This is a genomic window from Serinibacter arcticus, from assembly GCF_003121705.1.
In the GTDB taxonomy this organism is placed as follows: Bacteria; Actinomycetota; Actinomycetes; order Actinomycetales; family Beutenbergiaceae; genus Litorihabitans.
In genome coordinates this window covers 3,503,600-3,523,388 of the sequence record NZ_PYHR01000002.1, presented here as the reverse complement: position 1 = coordinate 3,523,388, position 19,789 = coordinate 3,503,600, and the positions used below count along the sequence as shown (strand labels likewise).

The following is a 19,789-nucleotide window of genomic DNA, read 5'->3' as shown; positions in this document are numbered from 1 at the left end:
GGGGTGCCGCACGAGAATCCGTCCGACGAGGCGCTCTTCGACCTTCCGGACGACGCCAGGGTGCCGCTGCGCAGGGTGGTCGTGCTCGCGGGGGCCTCCGGGAGCGGCAAGAGCTCGATCGCCCACCGCCTGGGCGTGCCCGTCGTCCACCTCGACGACTTCTACCTCGACCACGACCATCCCGAGCTGCCGCGACGGCACGGGATCGTCGACTGGGACTCGCCCCGCACCTGGGACGCCGAGGCCGCCGTCGCCGCCCTGCTGACCGCGTGCCGCGGCGACCGGCTCGAGGTCCCCACGTACGACATCCCGACCTCGCGCCGCACGGGCATGGAGACGATCGACATCGCGGGCGCCCCGGCCGTGGTGGCGGAGGGCATCTTCGCCGCCGAGGTCGTCGAGCCGCTGCGCGCCGAGGGCGTGCTGGCGGGGGCGTACTACCTCGACCAGTCCAGGTTCACGACGGCGGTCCGGCGGTTCGCGCGCGATGTCGGCGAGTCGCGCAAGCCGCTCCCGGCACTCGTGCGACGCGGGACGTCGCTCATGCTGGCCGAGCCCGGCCTCGTGGCCGGTTGGCGGGCGGGCGGCCTCGAGGCGCTGCCGACCACGACCGCGGAGGCGCGACTGCGCGCGCTCACCTCGACCCCCGCCTGACCCCCACCCATCCGCGAGGGGCTTCTGCACCACCCGCGAGGGGCTTACGCACCACCGGCGAGGGGTTTCTGCACCACCGGCGAGGGGCTTGCGCACCACCGGGCGTCAGCGCGACAGGAACAGTCCCGACGCCGCCGCGTACTGCTCGCGCACGTGCGGCGTCGCGGTCCCGCTCACCGTCTCGGCGCCCGAGTCCGCCCAGTCCGGGAGGTCCGCACCGGCGTCGTCCTGGGCGGCGAGCACCCACGCGGCCTGACGCGCGGCGCCGTCCGCCACGTACTCCCCCGGCGAGGGGAGCAGCACGTCGGTGCCGAGCACCGCGGGCGCCACCTCGCGCAGCGCGGGCGACTTGGCCGCACCGCCGAGCAGCCGGACCGAGGAGACCTCGAGGCCGAGGTCGCGCACCGCGTCGATCCCGACGGCGAGGCTGCACACGATCGCCTCGAAGGCCGCGCGGGCCACGTTCTCGCGGGTGTAGCTCTCCAGCGTGAGCCCGTGCAGCGCACCGGTCGCGTCGGGCAGGTTGGGGGTGCGCTCGCCCTGGAGGTACGGCACGAGCGTGACGCCGCCGGCACCGGCAGGGGCCGCCAGCGCGAGGGCCGCGAGCGTGTCGACGTCGATCCCCAGGACGCGCCGCGTGGCGTCGAGCACCTGGGCGCAGTTCACGGTGACGACGAGCGGGAGGAAGTTGCCGGTGGCGTCCGAGAAGCCGGCCACGGTCCCGCTGGCGTCGGCCACGGGCTGCGCGACGACGGCGCTCACCACCCCGGACGTCCCGAGCGAGATCGCGACGTCCCCCGGCCCGAGGCCGAGCGCGAGCGCGGCGGCGGCGTTGTCGCCCGCGCCGGGACCCAGCAGCGCGGAGGCACCGAACGCCGTCGCCGTCCCCACCGCCTCGCGGGGGCCGGCCACGCGCGGGAGCACGACGTCGTCGCGGCCGAAGGCGTGGGCCAGCAGGTCGCGGCGGTACGCGCCGTCGCGGCCCGAGTAGTACCCGGTGCCCGAGGCGTCGGAGGCGTCGGTGACGAGGTCGTCGAGCGACGTCGACCCGCTCAGCCGCCAGGTGAGGTAGTCGTGCGGGAGGCAGACGGCGGCGACGCGAGCGGCGTTCTCGGGCTCGTGCTGCGCGAGCCAGCGCAGCTTCGTCGCGGTGATCGAGGCGACCGGGACGGTGCCGGTGCCCTCGGCCCAGGCCTGCGCGCCCAGCTCCGTGACGAGGTCGCGCGCGGCGCCGCCGGAGCGGCTGTCGTTCCACAGGAGCGCGGGGCGGATGACGTCGCCGTCGGCGTCGAGCACCACCATCCCGTGCTGCTGACCGCCGACGCTGATCGCGGCCACGTCCGCGAGGCCGCCGGCCTGCTCGACGGCGACGGCGAGCGCGTCCCACCACGCCGTCGGGTCCACCTCGGTGCCGCTCGGGTGGGGCGCGGACCCGTGACGGACCAGCGCGCCGGTGGCGGCGTCACGGATGACGACCTTGCAGGACTGGGTGGAGGAGTCGATGCCGGCGACGAGCGTCATGGGTGGATCTCCGCGGTGGGGTGGCGCGCTGGGCGCGGGCGACGGGTGGGGAGGGAACGGTGCGGGCGGCGTCGCCCGGTGGTGCAGAAGTCTCTCGCGGATGGTGCCGAAGGGCCTCGCGATGCGACCCGAAGGGCCTCGCGAACGGACCCGAAGGGCCTCGCGAACGGTGGGGTGCCGCCGCAGCAGCACCCCACCGGTCGCGCGGCGATCAGCCGATCAGGTGGTCCAGCGCGAGCTGGTTGAGCGCGACGTAGTTCGTCTCACGGGCGCCCGACGCGTCGACGTCGAAGTCCTCGTACGCGCTGCGGTCGGCGAGCAGGTCGGCGAGCGACTCGCCCTCGCCGAGCGTCGGCTTGGCAGCCTCGAAGATGCCGGCGGCCTCGAAGGCCTCCTGCACGCGCGGGTCGGCACGGTAGGCCTTGGCCTTCTCGGCCAGCAGCAGGTACGTGTCGATGTTGGCCTTGGCGGAGGCCCACACGCCGTCGAAGTTCTCGGTGCGCGAGGGCTTGTAGTCGAAGTGACGAGGACCGTCGTAGGTCGGGCCGCCGTTGGGGAAGCCGTTCTCGACGAGGTCGACCGTGAAGAACGCCGACAGCAGGTCGCCGTGACCGAACACGAGGTCCTGGTCGTACTTGATCGAGCGCTGGCCGTTGAGGTCGATGTGGAAGAGCTTGCCCGCCCACAGCGCCTGCGCGATACCGTGCGTGTAGTTGAGGCCGGCCATCTGCTCGTGGCCCGTCTCCGGGTTGAGACCGACGATGTCGCCGTGCTCGAGCTCGGCGATGAAGCCGAGGGCGTGCCCGACGGTCGGGAGGAAGATGTCGCCGCGGGGCTCGTTGGGCTTGGGCTCGAGAGCGATCTTGAGGTCGTAGCCCTTCTCCTTGATGTAGCCGGCGACCGTGTCGATGCCCTCGCGGTAGCGGTCGAGCGAGGCGTTGACGTCCTTGGAGCCGTCGTACTCGGCGCCCTCGCGGCCGCCCCACATGACGAAGGTGGACGCGCCGAGCTCGGCGGCCAGGTCGACGTTGCGGATGACCTTGCGCAGGCCGTAGCGGCGCACGGAGCGGTCGTTGGCCGTGAAGCCGCCGTCCTTGAAGACCGGGTGGCTGAACGTGTTCGTCGTGACCATCTCGATGGTCAGGCCCGCCTCGTCGGCGGCCTTCTTGAAGGTCGTCAGGATGCGCTCGCGCTCGCTGTCGGACGCGCCGAACGGGACGACGTCGTCGTCGTGGAACGTCACGCCCCACGCGCCGGCCTCGGCCAGCGGCGCGAGGTAGGCCCACGGGTCGAGCTCGGCGCGCGTGGCGTCGCCGAACTGGTCCTTGCCCGCCCACGCCACGGTCCACAGGCCGAAGCTGAACTTGTCCTCGGGGGTTGCTGCGCGCACCATCACTGCCTCTTTCGGTTGGCCTCGTCGCCCGACGAATCTCGTCGTCGAGATTTGGTTTACTGGATGAACTTATCGCCGCGCTGCGCTACCGTCAAGGCGTGGATCTCGACGACGACGCTCCCCCCACCCCGGCCGGCCCGCCCGCCGCCCCCGCTCGCGGACCTGCCCGCCAGGCGGGGCTGCGCAGCCAGAACCTCGCCGTCGTCGTCGAGCAGGTCGCCCACGCCGGCACGATCTCCCGGGCCGACGTCGCGCTGCGCACCGGGCTGACGCGGGCGACCGTGTCGAGCCTGGTCGAGCTGCTCGTGGCCGCGCGCGTGCTGGAGTGGGCACCCGCCCCCGCGGCCGGCGGCGTCGGCCGCCCCGCGGCCCCCATACGGCTCGCGGCCGGCACCCTCGCCGGCCTCGGCCTGGAGATCGGCGCCAACCACCTGAGCGCCGCCGTCGTCGACCTGCGCGGCGAGACGCTCGCGTTCCGCGAGGTGCGCGGCGACTTCGCCGCCCCCGAACCGGCCGACGCACTCGCGTCCGTCGCGGCCCTCGGCCGCACCACGCTGGCCGCCGCACGCGCCGCCCACCCCGACCTCCGCCTCCTCGGCACGACGATGGCCGTCCCCGGGATCGTCCGCGGCGACGTCGTGCTCGACGCCCCGCGGCTGGGCTGGCTGGACGTCGAGGCCGCCTCCGCGCTGACTGGGATCGAGCCCGATGCCGCGGTCGCCCTGGGCAACGAGGCCTCCCTCGCCGCGCTCGCGGAGTCCCACGCCCGCCCCGGGCGCACGTTCCTCTACCTCTCGGGCGGCGTCGGCGTCGGTGGCGCGCACGTGGTCGACGGCGTGGTGCAGGGCGGCATGCACGGCTTCGCGGCCGAACTCGGTCACGTGGTCGTCGACCCGGCCGGACCCGACTGCCGGTGCGGGGCGACCGGCTGCCTCGAGCAGTACGCGGGCGCCCAGGCGCTGGCCCGGCTGGCGCCGGACGAGGTGGGTCGCGCCGTCGGGATCGCGCTCGCGAGCGCCGTCAACGTGGTCGACGTCGGCACCGTCGTGCTCGGCGGCACGCTCGGAGGCGAGCTGCTGCCGCGCCTGCTGCCCGCCCTCACGACCGAGCTCGCCACCCGCGTGCTCGCCTACCCGTGGGCGTCGGTCGCCGTCGAGCCGGCGGAGATCAGCGACCTCCCGGGCCTGCGGGGCGCCGCGCTCGCCCCGGTGCTGGCTGCGCTGGGCGACCCGGAACGGGTTCTCCCCGGCTGACCCGCCCCTCCCCTAGGGTCGATCACCATGAGCGACGACATCCCCCTCATCGACGTCCCCCAGGACTTCCCGAACCACGTCTTCGACGCCCTCGGCGCGCCGCCGCTGCCGTTCGACGAGCGCATCGGCGGCTCCGTGATGGTGGTGGAGAAGCGGCCCGAGGGTGGCCCGATCACGCTGATGACGGCGGGCGTCGCACGCCTGCCGGTCGGTGACGGCCTGCCGGTGGAGCTCGCCGTCGAGGTCGTGGACGGGCAGCAGGGCGCGGCGTTCGTCGCGCTGCAGATCGTGTGCGGCGACATCGCCCAGCACCGCCGTCGCCCGCCCTTCGGCAACCCCTGGCGCAACGGGACGGCGTTCCTGGGCGGCACCGAGATCTCCGCGATCGTCGCCACCGGCTCACGGTGGGGCGCGGCCTTCGACGAGGTACGGGACTCCAGCGGCACGCTGCTGGGCCACGTCCGGACGCTGCGGCTGCTGACGGACGCCGAGGCGGCCGTCGTCGCCGAGACCGGGTGGGACGCGCTCGTGGGCCGGGCCGGCAGCCTCGACGCCCTGCTCGACGTGACGCGCGCCGGCGTCGTCCCCGGCGCTCCCCCGGGCGCCCCGTCCGCGCCCGGGACGGCGGCGGCCGACGCCAACGACCCGGCCGACCCGGCCGCTCCCGCCGTCGTCGTGACGAGGATGCACGACACCCATCCACCCCGCTGGCTCACGCTCTCCCGCGGGATGTTCCAGTCCGTCACCGGCGGCGAGTCGCCCGAGTACATGGACGACGCCGACAACCACCAGATCGTCTCGACGGCGAGCTACGTCGCCCGCTTCCCCTGGACCGAGGCCTTCACGCGCGAGGCCCGCGAGGGCCAGACGGCGCGGTTCGGCGACACCTCGGGGAGCTACGAGCTCGAGGAGGACTGAGCTGCAGCGCTCAGAAGTCCGCGCGCGCCGACCGCCGGCGTCGCAGCACCGCCCAGGCGACCCCCGCCAGGAGCACCACGTAGAGCACGATCGTGATCGGGCTGCTCACCAGCACCATCGGGTCGTTGCCGGAGTTGGCCATCGCGTCGCGGAGCGAGTACTCGGCGAGCGGGCCGAGGATGACGGCGATCAGCATCGGGGCGAGCGGGACGTCGTAGCGGCGCATCGCGAACCCGAGCAGCCCGATGGCGAGCATCAGCAGCAGGTCGGTGGTGCTCGCCGCGGCCGCGTAGACGCCGAAGGCCGCGAGCAGGCTGATCCCCGCGTACAGGTACGCCTTGGGCACCTTCAGCAGCTTGGCCCACAGCGGGGCCACGGGCAGGTTGAGGATGAGCAGCACGACCATCGCGATGAACAGGCTGGCCAGCAGCGCCCAGACGATCTCGCCGTTGCGCTCGAACAGCAGCGGTCCGGGCTGCATCCCGTACTGCCGGAACGCGATCAGCAGCACCGCGGCGGTCGCCGAGGTCGGCAGCCCGAGCGTGAGGAGCGCGCCCATCGCCGTCCCGGCCGTCGCGTTGCCCGCGGCCTCGGGGCCGGCGACACCCTTGATCGAGCCCTTGCCGAACTGCGGGTCGCCCGACCGCCGGTCCAGCGCGCGCTCGGCGCCGTAGGAGAGGAACGTCGGCACCTCCGCGCCGCCCGCCGGGATGACGCCGAACGGCACGCCGAACCCGGTTCCCCGCAGCCACGCGGGCAGCGCCTGGCGGATCTCCGCCCGGCTGAGGAAGGGCTGGCCGCCCGTCGGGATCAGCTTGGCCTCGTCGGAGAAGCCGACCTTGGACGCCTGGTGGATGACCTCGCCCACCGCGAGCAGCGCGACGGTGATGACGACGATGTCGACTCCGTCGAACAGCGTGCGGAGCTCGAACGTGAAGCGCTGCGTCCCTGTGGGCTGGTCGATCCCGACCACCGCGATCGCGAGGCCGATCGCGAGCGCCGCCAGGCCGCGGATCGCCGAGTCGGAGACGACGGTCGCGATCGCCACGAACGCGAACACCGCCAGCGCGAAGAACTCGGCCGGACCGAAGCGGTTGGCGAGGTCGGCCATCGACGGCGCGAAGAACACCACGAGCACCGTGGCGATGATGCCGCCGATGAAGGCGCCGATCGCCGCCGTCGCCAGCGCCTGCGGGGCCCGCCCGGCGCGCGCCATCCGGTATCCCTCGAGGGATGACGCGATCGCCGTGCTGTTGCCCGGGGTGTTCATGAGGATGCCGGCGATCGAGTCGCCGAACAGTCCTCCGAAGTAGATGCCGGCGAACATCGCCAGCGCGGCCAGCGGGTCCAGGCTCGCGGTCAGCGGCAGCAGCAGCGCCACCGCCATCGCGGACCCGAGCCCCGGCAGCACCCCGACGGCGGTGCCCAGCACCGCGCCGATGAGGACGAAGAGCAGGTTGGACAGGGTGAGCGCGTCGGCGAAGCCGCCGGCGAGGTTGGTCAGCTGGTCCATCGGGTCACCCCAGGATTCCGGGAGGGATGTGGATACCGAGCAGGCCGCCGAAGACCAGCTGGATGGCCGCGGCGAGGCCGAGGCCGGCGCCGAGGCTGACGAGGTGGTTGCGCGCCCCCATGCCGACGGCGACGACCGCGAACAGGAGCGTTGCGGAGATCAGCCAGCCGACCGGCTGCAGCAGCAGGATGAACAGCAGGATGCCGCCCACCACGATCGCCACACCGCGCCAGTTCGTGCCCTCGGGCAGGTCGGGATCGCCGTCGAGGATCTCGTCGGCCTCGTCCCCGGGGTCCGCCGTCGGAGGCGGCGTGCTCGGGAGCAGCACCTGGACGGTCATCAGGGTGGCGACCACCAGGCAGAGCGCCGCGATCAGCCACGGGAACGCCTTGGGTCCGAACAGTCCGCCGTCGCCGGCCTCGTCCATCGTGAGGATGCCGGTCACCAGCGTGATCCCGACGGCGAGGAGCACGACGGGGATGATCAGCGCGCCCAGCGCGCGGCGCTCGATCATGCGAGCCCCAGCTCCTCGACCAGCACGCCGATGCGTTCCTGCTCGGTCTCGACGAAGGCGGCGAAGTCGTCGCCGTACAGCGGGCTCGGCACCCAACGGTTCAGCTCGACGGCCTCGGCCCAGCTCTCGGTCTCCACCATCTCCTCCACGACGGCGATGAGCTCGGCGCGCTCCTCGTCGGTGATGCCCGCGGGGGCCACCAGGCCGCGCCAGTTGACGAGGTCCACCTCGGGGTAGCCGAGCTCGATCATGGTGGGCACCTCGATGCCGGGCAGCCGTTCCGGCGCGACCACAGCGAGCGCCCGCAGCCGGCCGCCCTCGATCAGGTCGCGGAAGTCGTTGTAGCCGCTGATCCCGACGTTCACCGTGCCGGAGGCCGTCGAGGTGAGGGACTGGGTGAGCTCGCCGCCGCCGGCGTGCGGGGTGTAGACGAGGTCCTCGGGCGCGATCCCGAGCGAGCCCGCGAGCTGGGCCGCGACCAGGTGGTCGATGCCGCCGGCGGAGCCGCCCCCGATCGGGAGGCCGGCCGGGTCGGCCTCCCAGGCCGCGATGAAGTCCTCGAGGGTCTCGTAGGGCGAGTCCGCCGGCACCGCGATGACCTCGAAGTCCTCGGCGAGCCGCGCGACGGGGGTGGTGTCGGCCAGCGTGGTCGTGCTGCCGGACTGGGCGATGCCACCGAGCATCACGGTCCCGGTCACCATCAGGGTCTGGGAGTCGCCCTCGAGCTCGGCGAGCTGGCTCAGGCCGATCGTGCCGCCCGCCCCCGGAATGTTGACGACGCTGACCGAGCCGACGACGCCGTCGCTGCGCAGCGCCTGCTGCGACTCGCGGGCCACGAGGTCCCAGCCGCCGCCGACCGCCGCCGGAGCGACCAGGGTCAGGGTGGTGCGCGCACCTGCGCCCTCCCCCGCGCCGCGGGCGTCGATGACGGCGAGCACGGCCAGCACTCCCACCACCACCGCACCGACGACGCGTTGCACCACGGTTCGCGTCACCACCAGTCACCACCTTCGCCGTCGGAAGCAGATCTCGTCGCGAATCATGGCACGGACCGAGCCGCCCACGGGACAGTGGCCGCCCGCGCGGATACGTGAGTAGGTTGTGCCCATGACCGTCGGCGTCGTCTTCAGCAGCACCCCCGCGGGTCAGGCCGCCCTGCGGGAGGCCGCGCGCGAGTCGCTCCGTCGCGGGGTCGATCTCGCAGTCCTGGCGGTCGTGGACACGGCCGAGCACGCCGAGGCCGGCCCCGAGGTGGAGGCCGTCCGCGACGAGACGGCCCGGCGGATCGCCGAGGTGGACGGCGGCGAGGCGGTGACCTGGCGCGTCGAGACGGCACCCACGCGCGGTGACATCGCCGAGGTGATCGTCGACCTCGCCGTCCAGGTCGGCGCCGACCCCCTCGTGATCGGCGCCCGACGCCGGAGCCCGGTCGGCAAGCTGATCCTCGGCAGCACGGTGCGCAGCGTGCTGATGGACGCGCCGATGGCCGTGCTGGTCACCAAGGCCTGACCGCCGGCCGCCCGGTCGCGCACCCGACCCGCTAGAGCCACCCCTTCGCCCGCGCCGTCCGCGCGGCCTCGTGCCGGTTCGCGGCCCCGAGCTTGGCGACGGCGGAGGACAGGTAGTTGCGCACCGTCCCGGGGGCGAGGTGCGCGCGTCGTGCGATCTCCTCGACCGGCGCCCCCTCGGCGGCGAGCTCGAGCACGTCGGCCTCCCGCGCCGTGAGCGGCGAGTCCCCCGCCGCGATGGCCTCGGCCGCGAGCGCCGGATCGACGTACCGGCCGCCCGCGTGCACCTGGCGGATCGCCGCGGCCAGCTCGGCCGCCGAGGCGGTCTTGGGCAGGAATGCGCGCACGCCGTCCTCCAGCGCCCGCCGCAGGTAGCCCGGCCGTCCGTGCGACGTGACGATCACGGCGGCGCAGTCCGGGAGCTCCGCGCGCAGCGCACGCGCGACCTCGATCCCGTCGGCGCCGGGCATCTGGAGGTCGAGCACCGCCACGTCGGGCCGCACGCGGAGCCCGACGGCGATCGCCTCGGTCCCCGACGCCGCACGGGCGATGACCTCGAGGTCGTCCTCGAGGTCGAGCATCGTGGCGACGGCGTCGCGGATGAGCGCCTCGTCGTCGGCCAGCAGCAGTCGGATCATGCGCGCTCCCCCTCGAACGTTCCGGAACCGGACGTTCTCGGACCCGCCGGCCACGGACCCGCCGGGCCCGGTCCGGCCGGCAGCACCGCCCGCAGCTCGAACCAGCCGCCGGGCTCCCGGGCGAGCTCGAGCCTGCCGCCCACCGCCTCGAGGCGCTCGCTCAGCCCGGTCAGGCCGTTGCCCGGCCGCACGTCCTCGGGGTCGCCGGCAGGTGTCGTCACGACACCGTCGTTGCGCACCACCAGGGCGTGCGGGCTCAGCTCGAACGTGCAGCGTCGCGCCCGGCTGTGCCGCACGACGTTCGTCACCGCCTCGCGCACGACAGCACCGAGCACGGCCCGGTCGGCGTCGGCGACGCCGTCGGCCGACCCGGTCACCGTCGTCGTCACCCCCGCCGACCCGAGCAGGGCGCGCGCCCCGGCGAGCTCGGTGACCAGATCGACCTCGCGGTAGCCGGAGACGACGGCGCGTACCTGCGCGAGCGACTCCTGCGCCACCTGGCGCACCTCGAGCATCTCCCCCTCGGCGCGCGCGTCACCGCGGCGCTGCAGCGTGGCGGCGAGGTCGCTCTTCACGGCGACGACGGACAGCGCGCGCCCCACGACGTCGTGGATGTCGCGCGCGATCCGCAGCCGCTCCTGCGCGACGGCGAGCAGCGCGTCACTGCGCCGTGCCTCCTCCAGCTCGCGCACGACGGCGAGGATCCAGACCGAGACGCGGTAGGAACCGGCGAACCCGAGCACGGCGAAGGCGAGCGCGACGGCGGCCGCCACCAGCGGCACGACGAGGTCGTCGTGGTGCGCGAGCAGGGTCACCACGCACGAGGAGACCGCCGCGAGGACGAGCCACCGCAGGCGCAGGCGCGTCGCGAGCGCCCCGACCGTGAACATCGCCACGACCGCGATCAGCGAGGCCCGCGGCTGGTAGAGCACCGAACCCGGCTCCCCGTGCACGGTCGGCACCCTGGCCGCGATCACGACCACCGCGAGGACGGTCGCGACGGCGAGGGTCGCCACCGCCCGACGCCACCGGCGGCGAGGCAGCTCCGGCTGCAGCCCGGTGTCGAGGACCCACACGGCGCTCGCCGTGTGGAGCAGCCCGACGGCGAGCAGCCAGCCGGCCGCGTCGCCGAGCCGGGCGCCGGCCACCGCCAGCGCCACGAGGAGCACCTCGCTGGCCGAGACCGCCAGCAGCGACCACCGCGTGTAGACCTCCACCCCGCGCACGTCGGGACGGCGCGGGGTGGGGGTGGTGCTGGTGGGGGTGGTGCTGGTGGGGCCGGACGTCACCGCGTCAGCCTGCCACGCCGTCGTCACCGACGCGGCTCCCACCGCATGCTCCGGCGGGCCAGCAGCGAGCCGATGAGCACCCAGGCCACGAGGACGACCAGCGGTCGCAGACCCTGCTCGAAGGTCTGGGCGAGGTCGAGCGGGGCACCCTCGGCGTCCACGCCCCCGATGCCGAGCCGCAGCAGCGAGGCGACCGGGTTGAGCGGCGTCAGCTCCAGCACGCGCACGGCCCAGTCGGGCAGCACGGTGACGGGGATGAAGGCGCCGATCCCGAGCAGCACGAGCCCGGGCAGCGTGGTCAGCTGCGCCGACTCGACGGTGCGGGTGATGCCGGACGTGGCGACGGCGAGCTGGGCCAGCACGACCAGGCCCCCGACGACACCGACCACGATGAGCACGGGGTTGGCGAAGGTGGGCGTCCCGATCGTCACGAGCGCGACCACCACCGACAGGATCACCTGGAGCCCCATCACGACGGCGGCGGGCACCACGGTCGCCACGAGGATCTCGGTGCGCGAGCACTCCCCCACGAGCAGCCGCTTGAGCACGAGCTCCTCGCGCCGTGCCACGAGCACGGTCGTGAGGTTGTAGTAGACGACGAACGTCAGCGCGAACGCGATGACCATGATCATGACGGCGCTGGCCGCGCCGCCGGGCACGTACAGGTCGAGCAGGCGGTCGCCGCCGACGCCGGCGATGAGGCCGACCATCAGCGGGGCGAGCGCGACGCCGTTGAACAGCGTCACCCTGTTCCGCAGCAGCAGGGTGATCTCGGCGCGGGCGAGCGCGCGGACCCGGCGCAGCGTGGCGCGCGTGCCGGTGGACGGTTCGGCCGACGCACGGGGCGCCGTCGGGCGGGTGGGGGTGGGCTGGGTGGTGGTCATGACTGGTCCGTCCCGGCGACCGCGAGGAACGCCTGCTCGAGGGAGGCCGACCGGGCGTCGAGGTCGGCGAGGGTGAGGTCCCGCGCGTCGGCCCAGGTCAGGAGGGTGTGGAGGTCGCGCTGGAGGTCGGTGCTGCGCATCTCGACGCGCTCGCCGACCGTGGCCGGTGCCCCGATCAGGCCGGGGAGGGCGGGCAGGTCGTGGTGGTGGTCGCGCCGCAGCTCGAACGCGATCCGCGCCGGCTCGCTCGCGACGATCTCGCCGACGGTCCCCCGCCGGACGATCCGGCCGCCGTGCATGATCGCGAGCCGGTCGGCCAGCGCCTCGGCCTCCTCGAGGTAGTGCGTGGTCAGGACGACGGTCGTGCCGCCGTCGAGCAACCCCCGGACGAGGTCCCAGGCGGCGCGCCGGCTCTCCGGGTCGAGCCCGGTGGTCGGCTCGTCGAGGAAGAGGAGGTCGGGGCCGCCCATGACGGCGAGGGCCAGGTCGAGCCGGCGGCGCTCTCCGCCCGACAGGCTCGCGACCCGGACGCCGGTGCGGTGGCCGAGGTTGACCTGGTCGAGCACGTCGGCGACCGGGCGCGGCCCGGTGAGGGTGCCGTGCCACATCCGGGCGGTCTCGGCGACGGTGAGGTCCCCGGAGAACCCGACGTCCTGCAGCATGATGCCGAGGCGGCCGATCACCTGGCGGCGCTGCCGGTACGGCTCGGCGCCGAGCACCCGGATCTCGCCGGAGTGCGCCGGGGCGAGGCCCTCGAGGAGCTCGAGGAAGGACGTCTTGCCGGCGCCGTTGGTGCCGAGCAGGGCAAACAGCTCCCCGGTCCGGATGTCGAGGTCGACCCCGTCGACGGCGGTGAAGCTGCCGTAGCGACGGGTCACCCCCTGGGCGTGGACTGCGAGGTCGGTGGTCATGCATCCAGCCTCGCGGCGGATCCGGGCGCGGAGTAGTGACGGCCTTCACCGGGTGGGATGACGGATGTCATGCCGACCGTAGCCTCCGAGCGGGACGCGGCATCGGACGCAGGGCTCGCACCATCCGCACGGCTCCGCGCCACTCCGGCACGTAGGGCATGCGTAGTGCTCCCAGCCGAAGCACCCGTGCGCGGCGACGTCGCCGGGAGTGAGTCCGTACATCTCCTCCAGCGCATCCGACCACTCAGCATCTCCTCGACCGCTCACGCCGTACTCGCTTTCTGTCCGGAGCCCGGACTGTCGTGGGGCGCCGGTCGACGCCCTCGGATAGGACCATGCGAAGAATCGCCTCCGACCTCCGACCTCCGACCTCGGACGTCGGTTCCGGGATGGCCCATATCCCCTATGTGTGCGGGGCTTCGACGGCCGTGCGCAGTAGAGGTGCAGATGGGGCTCGCCAACCCCTGGATAGGGTGGGGAGGTGACTCCCGTCGACGAGGCCTACGTCGCTGCCGAGCAGCGCGCCCGAATCCTCATCGACGCGCAGCTCACCGCCGCAGGTTGGTCGGTCCAGGACTCCCGCACTCTCAACATCGTCAGCCACCAGGGCGTCGCCGTACGCGAGGCCGTGATGGCACCTGGTCACGGCCGCGCCGACTATCTCCTCTACGTGGACCGCAAGGTCGTCGGCGTCATCGAGGCCAAGCCCACCGGCACCACGCTCTCCGGCGTGGAATGGCAGTCCGCCATGTACGCCTCCGGCCTGCCACAGCACCACCGCACGCGGAGCCACACGATCGACGACGGACGGCTGCCCTTCGCGTTCGAGGCGAGCGGGACGGAGACGAAGTTCACCAACGGCTACGACCTCGACCCGCGTTCACGCGCGGTCTTCGCGTTCCCGAAGCCGGAGACTCTCGCGCGTTTCGTGCGCGAGGCCACGCAGCACCCGGGCGCCCCGACCTGGCGTGGCCGCGTCCGCACCATGCCCCTGCTCACGACGGCGGGCCTGCGCCCGGCGCAGATCGACGCCGTCACAGGGCTCGAGGATGCCCTGCGCAAGCAGCAGTTCGACCGCTCGCTCATCCAGATGGCCACGGGTGCCGGCAAGACGTTCACGGCGGTGACGTCGTCCTACCGACTGCTCAAGTACGGCGGCTTCCAGCGCGTGCTGTTCCTCGTGGACCGCAACAACCTCGCGGATCAGACGCTCGGCGAGTTCAGCAACTACCGCACGCCGGACGACGGGCGCCGCTTCACCGAGCTCTACCCGGTCGACAAGCTGACCTCGGCGGGTGTGGCTGACAGCGCGAGCGTCGTCATCTCCACGATCCAGCGGCTCCACCGAGTGCTCCAGGGCGGCGTCGCCCCGGCCGGCGACGACCCTGATCTCGACGACTTCGTCCCGGACGCGCCGGTCACGGTCTCCTACAACGAGGACCTGCCTCCGGAGTCGTTCGACCTGGTGATCGTGGACGAGGCGCACCGTTCCATCTACGGCGTCTGGCGCAGCGTGCTGGAGTACTTCGACGCGCACGTGGTGGGGCTGACGGCGACGCCGGGCCGCCAGACGTTTGCCTTCTTCCGCCAGAACCTCGTCTCGGAGTACACCTACCCGCAGTCGGTGGCCGACAAGGTCAACGTCGACTTCGACATCTTCCGCATCCGCACCGAGCGCACTGAGCAGGGCGGCTCCATCGAGGCGGGCACCGTCGTGCCGACCATCGACCGGCGCACGCGGGTGCAGCGCTACACGACGCTGGAGGAGGACCTCGACTACCGGCCGAGCCAGCTCGACCGCGCTGTGACGTCGCGTCCGCAGATCCGCCTGGTGCTCGAGACGTTCCGCGACCGGCTGTTCACCGAGATCTTTCCGGGCCGCTCGACGGTCCCGAAGACGCTGATCTTCTGCAAGGACGACGCCCACGCCGAGGAGGTGGTGACGGCCGTCCGCGAGGTGTTCGGCAAGGGCAACGACTTCGCCGCCAAGATCACCTACGCCGCGCGTGACCCGAAGGGCCACCTGCAGGCGTTCCGGAACTCGCCGACGCTGCGCATCGCCGTCACGGTCGACATGATCGCCACCGGTACGGACGTGAAGCCGCTGGAGTGCGTGTTCTTCATGCGGGACGTGCGCAGCGGGCAGTACTTCGAGCAGATGAAGGGCCGCGGCGCTCGGACGATCGAACCGTCCGACTTCCAAGCGGTGACGCCTGACGCGGAGGTGAAGACGCGGTTCGTGATCGTCGACGCGGTGGGCGTGACCGAGCACCCGTTCGTCGACGCGCCGCTCAATCGCATCAAGGGCATCTCGCTCAAGCAGCTGCTCGGGAAGGTGGCGACGCTCACCATCACGCAGGACGAGACGGCGACGCTCGCTTCGCGTCTCGCGGCGCTCGAGCTGCAGCTCACGCCGGCCGAGCGGACCGAGCTCAACGACGTCGCGGGCCGTCCCCTGCAGGGCATCGTGCGCGGGCTCATCGACGCGGTCGACCCGGATGTCGTGGAGCGCGCCGTGGAGGCGTCGCCCGGCTCGAGTCACGACGACGTCGTGGCGGACCTCGTCGAGGCCGCGATCACTCCGCTCGCTGCCAACCCAGAGCTGCGCGCCCGCATCCTGGAACTGCGACAGAGCCACGATCGGGTGATCGACGAGAACGCCGACGTGCTGCTGGACGCCTACGGCGTGATCGACCCCGATCGCGCGCGGAGCGTGGTGGAGTCGTGGCAGGCGTACCTGGAGGAGCACCGGGCGGAGATCACGGCGATCCAGCTGCTCTCGCAGGCGCAGCACGACGCCGTGCCGTTCGCCTCGATCAAGGAGCTGGCCGACCGCATCGCCCGGCCGCCGCACTCCTGGACGATCGATCTGGTGTGGCAGGCGTACGAGCAGGTCGAGGCCGGACGGGTCCGACACAACGACCGTGCCCGGCTCACCGACCTCGTGTCGCTGCTGAGGTTCACGTTCGGGTTCGACGGCGAGCTGGTGCCCTACGCCGAGCGCGTGCGGGAGCGGTTCGCGGGGTGGCTGCTGCAGCAGGATCAGGCGGGCGTGGTCTTTGGTGAGTCTCAGCGCTGGTGGCTCGACCGGATCGCCGAGGTCGTCGCCGCCTCGGCTGGCGTCTCGGCAGACGACCTCGAGTCGGCACCGTTCACGGAGCGCGGTGGAATCGACGGTGCCGTACAGGCGCTCGGCGCCGACCGCGCGGCCGCACTGCTGGACGAGATGAACAGGGAGCTGACGGCGTGACGGAGTTGCCGGACGGGTGGGCGCGGGTTGCTCTGGAGGATCTTGCGGAGCCCGAACGTGGGTCGATCACCGACGGCCCCTTCGGCTCGAATCTCACCAGCGCCCACTACACCGAGGACGGACCGCGCGTCGTCCGGCTGCAGAACATCGGCGACGGCACCTTTCGTCATGCGGACGCGCACATCTCACCGGAGCACTTTGCGTCGCTTCGCAAGCACGAAGTCCGGGCTGGCGACCTACTCGTCGCGTCGCTCGGCGACAACTTGCCCCGAGCTTGCCTGGCGCCTGACGACCTTGGACCGGCCATCGTCAAGGCTGACTGCATCCGCGTCCGACTCGGACCGCAAGCCGACGCGCGCTGGGTTACCTACGCGATGCAGCTCCCCGCGACTCGCCGCTGGGCAACCGATCGCCTTCACGGCGTTGGCCGGCAACGGCTTGGTCTGAAGCTCATCCGCCAGATCCCCGTTGTGCTCCCGCCTCTCGCGGAGCAGCACCGCATCGTCGAGATCCTCGAGGGCCACCTCTCCCGCCTCGACGCCGCCGACGCCAGCATTCGCTTAGGAGTTCGTCGCGCGCCTTCCATGGTTGACGCCTCGGCGATCGGGCTCCTCATTCCGAGGCTCGGGTCGTCTGGAGTCGAGTCGGTCGCCAACGACGTCCTGCCGGACCTTCCTCCGGGGTGGAGGTGGAGCACTCTCGGTGCAGAGTCGGAGGTCGTCGGTGGGGTGACGAAAGACACCAAGAAACAGAGCGATCCCAACCTCCCGAGCGTGCCCTACCTTCGTGTCGCCAACGTCCAGCGGGCCACGCTCGATCTGACTCACGTACATGAGATCCGCGTACCGGCCGCGCGCGCCGAGCAGCTCCGCCTGCGCTCGGGTGACGTGCTGCTGAACGAAGGGGGCGACCGAGACAAGCTCGCCCGCGGATGGGTGTGGGAGGGGCAGATCGAGAACTGCATCCACCAGAACCACGTTTTTCGCGCACGCCCCCACGACACGGTGCTCCCGATTTGGCTCGCCTGGTGCGCCAACACCTACGGAACACGCTGGGCACAACGCCACGGACGTCAGAGTGTCAACCTCGCGTCTATCAGCCTCTCGACCATTCGCCAGCTTCCGATCCCCGTCGCACCGCTTGACCATCAATCTCAAGCAGTTGCTCGCATCGAGGCGGCGAGAAGCCGAGCCATGGACCTGGTTCAATCCGCCGGAGTCGTCGCGGCCCGCTCCACCGCCCTCCGTCGCGGTCTCCTCGACGCCGCCTTCTCGGGCCGCCTCACCGGCCACGACTCCGACCTCGACCGCGCCGAGGAGGCGATCACCGCATGACTGGCCACGACGAGACCACTGAACTCCGGGGGCTGGCTCGACTTCTCGCTCGGGAGACGAACATCTCGGATCTGCTTCAACATCTGACCGACCTCGATCCGAAGCCGTGGGCAACCGTTCCTGGCATCGAGCACGCCCCCACGGGATCGACCCGTGAGCGCTCGCTCCGCCGGCTCAAGGGCCAGCGCGTCTCGGGCACCGCTGATCTCGAGCTGACTCTCGACAACACGACGCTCGCGCTGGTGGAGGTCAAGCTCTCGCACGTGTTCTCAGCCGACCAACGCCGGCGATACGAGGCGAGCGCACCCGCCACCGCCGCACTTGTGCTCGCAGGCGTGGAGATTGATCGTCGGCTGGTCCGGGACCACAGCCGCTGGTCCTTCATCTCCCTGACTGATCTCTTTGGCCGTTGGGTCTCCTCCTGCAGCGTCGAGGCTGCGCAGCTAGCCGCAGCCGCAGTCGCCGTGCTGAGAGGGTGGGACCAGCTGCTTGACGACGTGTTCGAGCCGTCGAGCTCCCCGCAGCGCCGCGACCTCCTCGCGGTGAACAAGAAGTTCCTGGCACGCCTCTCCGCGCGTCGTATCGCCGAGCGCCTCGCCGAAACGTGGATGTCAAGTGCGCACGTGACCTCTGGCGGTGGGCTGGCGATCGCTCAGGCGTGGGCGACCATCGACGAGGAACGGGGCGAGTACCTGATCGCCGAGGTTCGTTGGCACGAGGGCCTCAGAGCGGGCGAGCTGCGGTTCGGCGTCGATTTCGAAGGACCAGCGACGCGCGCGAGCGCCTACGGCCTCGCTCGCGCGATGTCAGACAAGATCTCGGTGAACTCGTTCAAACTCGCGCTCCGCACCGACCAGTCTCCGTTGGACCTTCTCCTAACGACAACGGGGACCGGTCGGCCGCGCGCTCGCGGCGACTGGGATGCCGTCGTCGAGCGAGGTCTGCACAGCCGAGGCACCGACGGGGCCGTCAAGGGGACCCGCCTGACTCACACACCCGACTTCTTCGGGGACGGCACCCTCCGACACGAGGCGAAGTCCACCATCGACTTCGCCCGGGCCTCGGCCGACGACCTTGTCCAGCTCATCGACGCAACGCTCCAATACCTGACCGCCTGCGCCCCTTCCGACTGGCCCCACCGCGTCGAGGAGGCGATCACCGCATGACCATGTGGGGCATTCACAACGACACTCTCACCCACGACCTCGTGGACCAGGGATTCATCAGCATCGGCTGGGACGCCGTCAACCGCGACCTCCGCACCATCCCGGGCGGCCGCGACGGCCTGAAGGACGCACTCACCGTCGCGCACCCCGACGCCAAGCCCCGCGGAATCGCGAATTGGGCGGGCACCCTGGCCCGCTTCCGCGACGAGATGCAGGTGGGTGACGTCGTGGTCGCGCCGTACAAGCCGGACAGCACGGTGAACATCGGCGTCATCACCGGTGAGTACTCCTTCCATCCCGAGCAGCCGACGCACCGGCACCGCCGCCCCGTCGCGTGGAAGAAGGTCGGCCTCTCTCGCACCGTCTTCACCCAGCCCGCGCTGTACGAGATCGGCGCCTTCCTCACGGTCTTCGCCATCCGCAAGCACCCCGACGAGTTCCTCGCCGCCCTCGAATTGCCCGACGACTCGGTCGAGGACGCCGAGCGCCGGATCGAGCAGGTCGCCGATGCTGCCGAGGACGACTCAACCGACGAGCCCAGCGCCGCCCGGATCGAGCAGCACACGCGCGACGTCGTGCTCGAGCGGCTACACCGCGGCGTCTCCGACAGGGACTTCGAGGAGCTAACCGCCGCGCTGCTGCGCGCGATGGGCTACCAGGCCCGCACCACTCGCTACTCCGGCGATGGTGGAATCGACGTCATCGCCCACCGCGACCCTTTCGGCGCCGAGCCACCGATCATCAAGGTGCAGTGCAAGCACACCACTAACACGATCGGAAACCCGGACGTGCAGCGTCTCGTCGGCGCTCTGGTCGGCGACGAGTTCGGGCTGTTCGTGACTCTCGGCTCCTACAGCACGGACGCCGCGCACACCGAGCGACACAACCGCCGACTCCGCCTGCTCGGCGGTCGAGAGATCGTCGACCTCTACCTCGAGCACTACGACCAGCTTGAGCCACGGTGGCGCGGGGTCGTCCCGCTGCGTCGAGTGCTCGCGGTCGAGGCCGACGAGTCCTGACCCGCCGGTGTCGGTGGTGTGCGG

The 19,789-nt window shown here is 72.2% G+C and carries 17 protein-coding genes; 8 read left to right on the top strand and 9 right to left on the bottom strand.

Annotated elements, in window-relative coordinates:
- The first annotated feature begins 3 nt into the window (after positions 1-3).
- A complete protein-coding gene (locus tag C8046_RS15690) occupies positions 4-654 on the top strand; it encodes a uridine kinase family protein (RefSeq protein ID WP_109230251.1) in 651 nt (216 codons plus the stop codon).
- Between the two features lie 105 nt (positions 655-759).
- Here the strand turns inward: C8046_RS15690 and xylB are convergent, their stop codons facing one another.
- Together xylB and xylA are read right to left on the bottom strand one after the other, a co-directional pair.
- Positions 760-2,175, bottom strand: coding sequence for a xylulokinase (gene xylB / locus C8046_RS15685; protein WP_109230250.1), 1,416 nt, complete (start codon positions 2,173-2,175; stop codon positions 760-762).
- A gap of 211 nt (positions 2,176-2,386) precedes the next feature.
- On the bottom strand, positions 2,387-3,568 hold the full coding sequence (xylA, locus tag C8046_RS15680; RefSeq protein WP_109230249.1) for a xylose isomerase: 1,182 nt from the start codon (positions 3,566-3,568) through the stop codon (positions 2,387-2,389).
- Between the two features lie 98 nt (positions 3,569-3,666).
- On the opposite strand from xylA, the gene C8046_RS15675 reads away from it, so the two are divergent.
- Both C8046_RS15675 and C8046_RS15670 read left to right on the top strand, forming a co-directional pair.
- Entirely contained in the window at positions 3,667-4,821 is a 1,155-nt protein-coding gene (locus tag C8046_RS15675; protein WP_158277237.1) for an ROK family protein, read from the top strand.
- Between the two features lie 27 nt (positions 4,822-4,848).
- On the top strand, positions 4,849-5,739 hold the full coding sequence (locus C8046_RS15670) for a 3-octaprenyl-4-hydroxybenzoate carboxy-lyase (RefSeq protein ID WP_109230247.1): 891 nt from the start codon (positions 4,849-4,851) through the stop codon (positions 5,737-5,739).
- 10 nt (positions 5,740-5,749) lie between these two features.
- Here C8046_RS15670 and C8046_RS15665 read toward each other — a convergent pair whose 3' ends face one another.
- The 3 genes from C8046_RS15665 to C8046_RS15655 are packed head-to-tail and all read right to left on the bottom strand — an operon-like array spanning position 5,750 to position 8,764.
- On the bottom strand, positions 5,750-7,252 hold the full coding sequence (locus C8046_RS15665) for a tripartite tricarboxylate transporter permease (protein ID WP_109230246.1): 1,503 nt from the start codon (positions 7,250-7,252) through the stop codon (positions 5,750-5,752).
- 4 nt (positions 7,253-7,256) lie between these two features.
- Positions 7,257-7,766, bottom strand: a complete 510-nt coding sequence (locus C8046_RS15660) for a tripartite tricarboxylate transporter TctB family protein (protein ID WP_109230245.1) — start codon at positions 7,764-7,766, stop codon at positions 7,257-7,259.
- Positions 7,763-8,764: a Bug family tripartite tricarboxylate transporter substrate binding protein gene (locus tag C8046_RS15655; protein ID WP_235866360.1), complete on the bottom strand. Its 1,002-nt coding sequence runs from the start codon at positions 8,762-8,764 to the stop codon at positions 7,763-7,765. Before C8046_RS15655 ends, C8046_RS15660 begins: the two co-directional genes overlap by 4 nt.
- A 109-nt stretch (positions 8,765-8,873) precedes the next feature.
- On the opposite strand from C8046_RS15655, the gene C8046_RS15650 reads away from it, so the two are divergent.
- Positions 8,874-9,275, top strand: coding sequence for a universal stress protein (locus C8046_RS15650; RefSeq protein ID WP_109230243.1), 402 nt, complete (start codon positions 8,874-8,876; stop codon positions 9,273-9,275).
- A gap of 31 nt (positions 9,276-9,306) precedes the next feature.
- Here C8046_RS15650 and C8046_RS15645 read toward each other — a convergent pair whose 3' ends face one another.
- Genes C8046_RS15645 through C8046_RS15630 form a run of 4 tightly spaced genes read right to left on the bottom strand, consistent with a single transcriptional unit; the run spans position 9,307 to position 12,996 of the window.
- Positions 9,307-9,912, bottom strand: a complete 606-nt coding sequence (locus C8046_RS15645; protein ID WP_109230242.1) for a response regulator transcription factor — start codon at positions 9,910-9,912, stop codon at positions 9,307-9,309.
- On the bottom strand, positions 9,909-11,243 hold the full coding sequence (locus C8046_RS15640; protein WP_109230241.1) for a sensor histidine kinase: 1,335 nt from the start codon (positions 11,241-11,243) through the stop codon (positions 9,909-9,911). The genes C8046_RS15645 and C8046_RS15640 overlap by 4 nt, the downstream gene beginning before the upstream one ends.
- Positions 11,225-12,085: an ABC transporter permease gene (locus C8046_RS15635; protein ID WP_109230240.1), complete on the bottom strand. Its 861-nt coding sequence runs from the start codon at positions 12,083-12,085 to the stop codon at positions 11,225-11,227. Before C8046_RS15635 ends, C8046_RS15640 begins: the two co-directional genes overlap by 19 nt.
- Positions 12,082-12,996 carry an ABC transporter ATP-binding protein gene (locus C8046_RS15630; protein WP_109230239.1) on the bottom strand — a complete coding sequence of 305 codons (915 nt, stop codon included), beginning with the start codon at positions 12,994-12,996 and terminating at the stop codon, positions 12,082-12,084. The genes C8046_RS15635 and C8046_RS15630 overlap by 4 nt, the downstream gene beginning before the upstream one ends.
- 481 nt (positions 12,997-13,477) lie before the next feature.
- Here C8046_RS15630 and C8046_RS15625 point away from each other — a divergent pair, with 481 nt between their 5' ends.
- The 4 genes from C8046_RS15625 to C8046_RS15605 are packed head-to-tail and all read left to right on the top strand — an operon-like array spanning position 13,478 to position 19,765.
- Positions 13,478-16,246, top strand: a complete 2,769-nt coding sequence (locus C8046_RS15625; RefSeq protein WP_199224501.1) for a DEAD/DEAH box helicase family protein — start codon at positions 13,478-13,480, stop codon at positions 16,244-16,246.
- The gene (locus C8046_RS15615; RefSeq protein ID WP_109230237.1) at positions 16,243-17,580 is read left to right on the top strand and encodes a restriction endonuclease subunit S; all 1,338 of its coding nucleotides are present in this window, start codon (positions 16,243-16,245) and stop codon (positions 17,578-17,580) included. The genes C8046_RS15625 and C8046_RS15615 overlap by 4 nt, the downstream gene beginning before the upstream one ends.
- Positions 17,577-18,746, top strand: coding sequence for a hypothetical protein (locus C8046_RS15610; RefSeq protein WP_109230236.1), 1,170 nt, complete (start codon positions 17,577-17,579; stop codon positions 18,744-18,746). The genes C8046_RS15615 and C8046_RS15610 overlap by 4 nt, the downstream gene beginning before the upstream one ends.
- Positions 18,743-19,765 (top strand): restriction endonuclease, encoded by a 1,023-nt coding sequence (locus tag C8046_RS15605; RefSeq protein WP_109230235.1) that lies wholly within the window; start codon positions 18,743-18,745, stop codon positions 19,763-19,765. Before C8046_RS15610 ends, C8046_RS15605 begins: the two co-directional genes overlap by 4 nt.
- The last annotated feature ends 24 nt before the right edge of the window (positions 19,766-19,789 follow it).

What these genes read in the sequence shown, in the direction of transcription:
- xylB (WP_109230250.1), bottom strand. Translation starts at nt 2,175, where the DNA reads ATGACGCTCGTCGCCGGCATCGACTCCTCCACCCAGTCCTGCAAGGTC.
- xylA (WP_109230249.1), bottom strand. Translation starts at nt 3,568, where the DNA reads ATGGTGCGCGCAGCAACCCCCGAGGACAAGTTCAGCTTCGGCCTGTGG.
- C8046_RS15670 (WP_109230247.1), top strand. Translation starts at nt 4,849, where the DNA reads ATGAGCGACGACATCCCCCTCATCGACGTCCCCCAGGACTTCCCGAAC.
- C8046_RS15665 (WP_109230246.1), bottom strand. Translation starts at nt 7,252, where the DNA reads ATGGACCAGCTGACCAACCTCGCCGGCGGCTTCGCCGACGCGCTCACC.
- C8046_RS15660 (WP_109230245.1), bottom strand. Translation starts at nt 7,766, where the DNA reads ATGATCGAGCGCCGCGCGCTGGGCGCGCTGATCATCCCCGTCGTGCTC.
- C8046_RS15650 (WP_109230243.1), top strand. Translation starts at nt 8,874, where the DNA reads ATGACCGTCGGCGTCGTCTTCAGCAGCACCCCCGCGGGTCAGGCCGCC.
- C8046_RS15645 (WP_109230242.1), bottom strand. Translation starts at nt 9,912, where the DNA reads ATGATCCGACTGCTGCTGGCCGACGACGAGGCGCTCATCCGCGACGCC.
- C8046_RS15635 (WP_109230240.1), bottom strand. Translation starts at nt 12,085, where the DNA reads ATGACCACCACCCAGCCCACCCCCACCCGCCCGACGGCGCCCCGTGCG.
- C8046_RS15630 (WP_109230239.1), bottom strand. Translation starts at nt 12,996, where the DNA reads ATGACCACCGACCTCGCAGTCCACGCCCAGGGGGTGACCCGTCGCTAC.
- C8046_RS15610 (WP_109230236.1), top strand. Translation starts at nt 17,577, where the DNA reads ATGACTGGCCACGACGAGACCACTGAACTCCGGGGGCTGGCTCGACTT.
- C8046_RS15605 (WP_109230235.1), top strand. Translation starts at nt 18,743, where the DNA reads ATGACCATGTGGGGCATTCACAACGACACTCTCACCCACGACCTCGTG.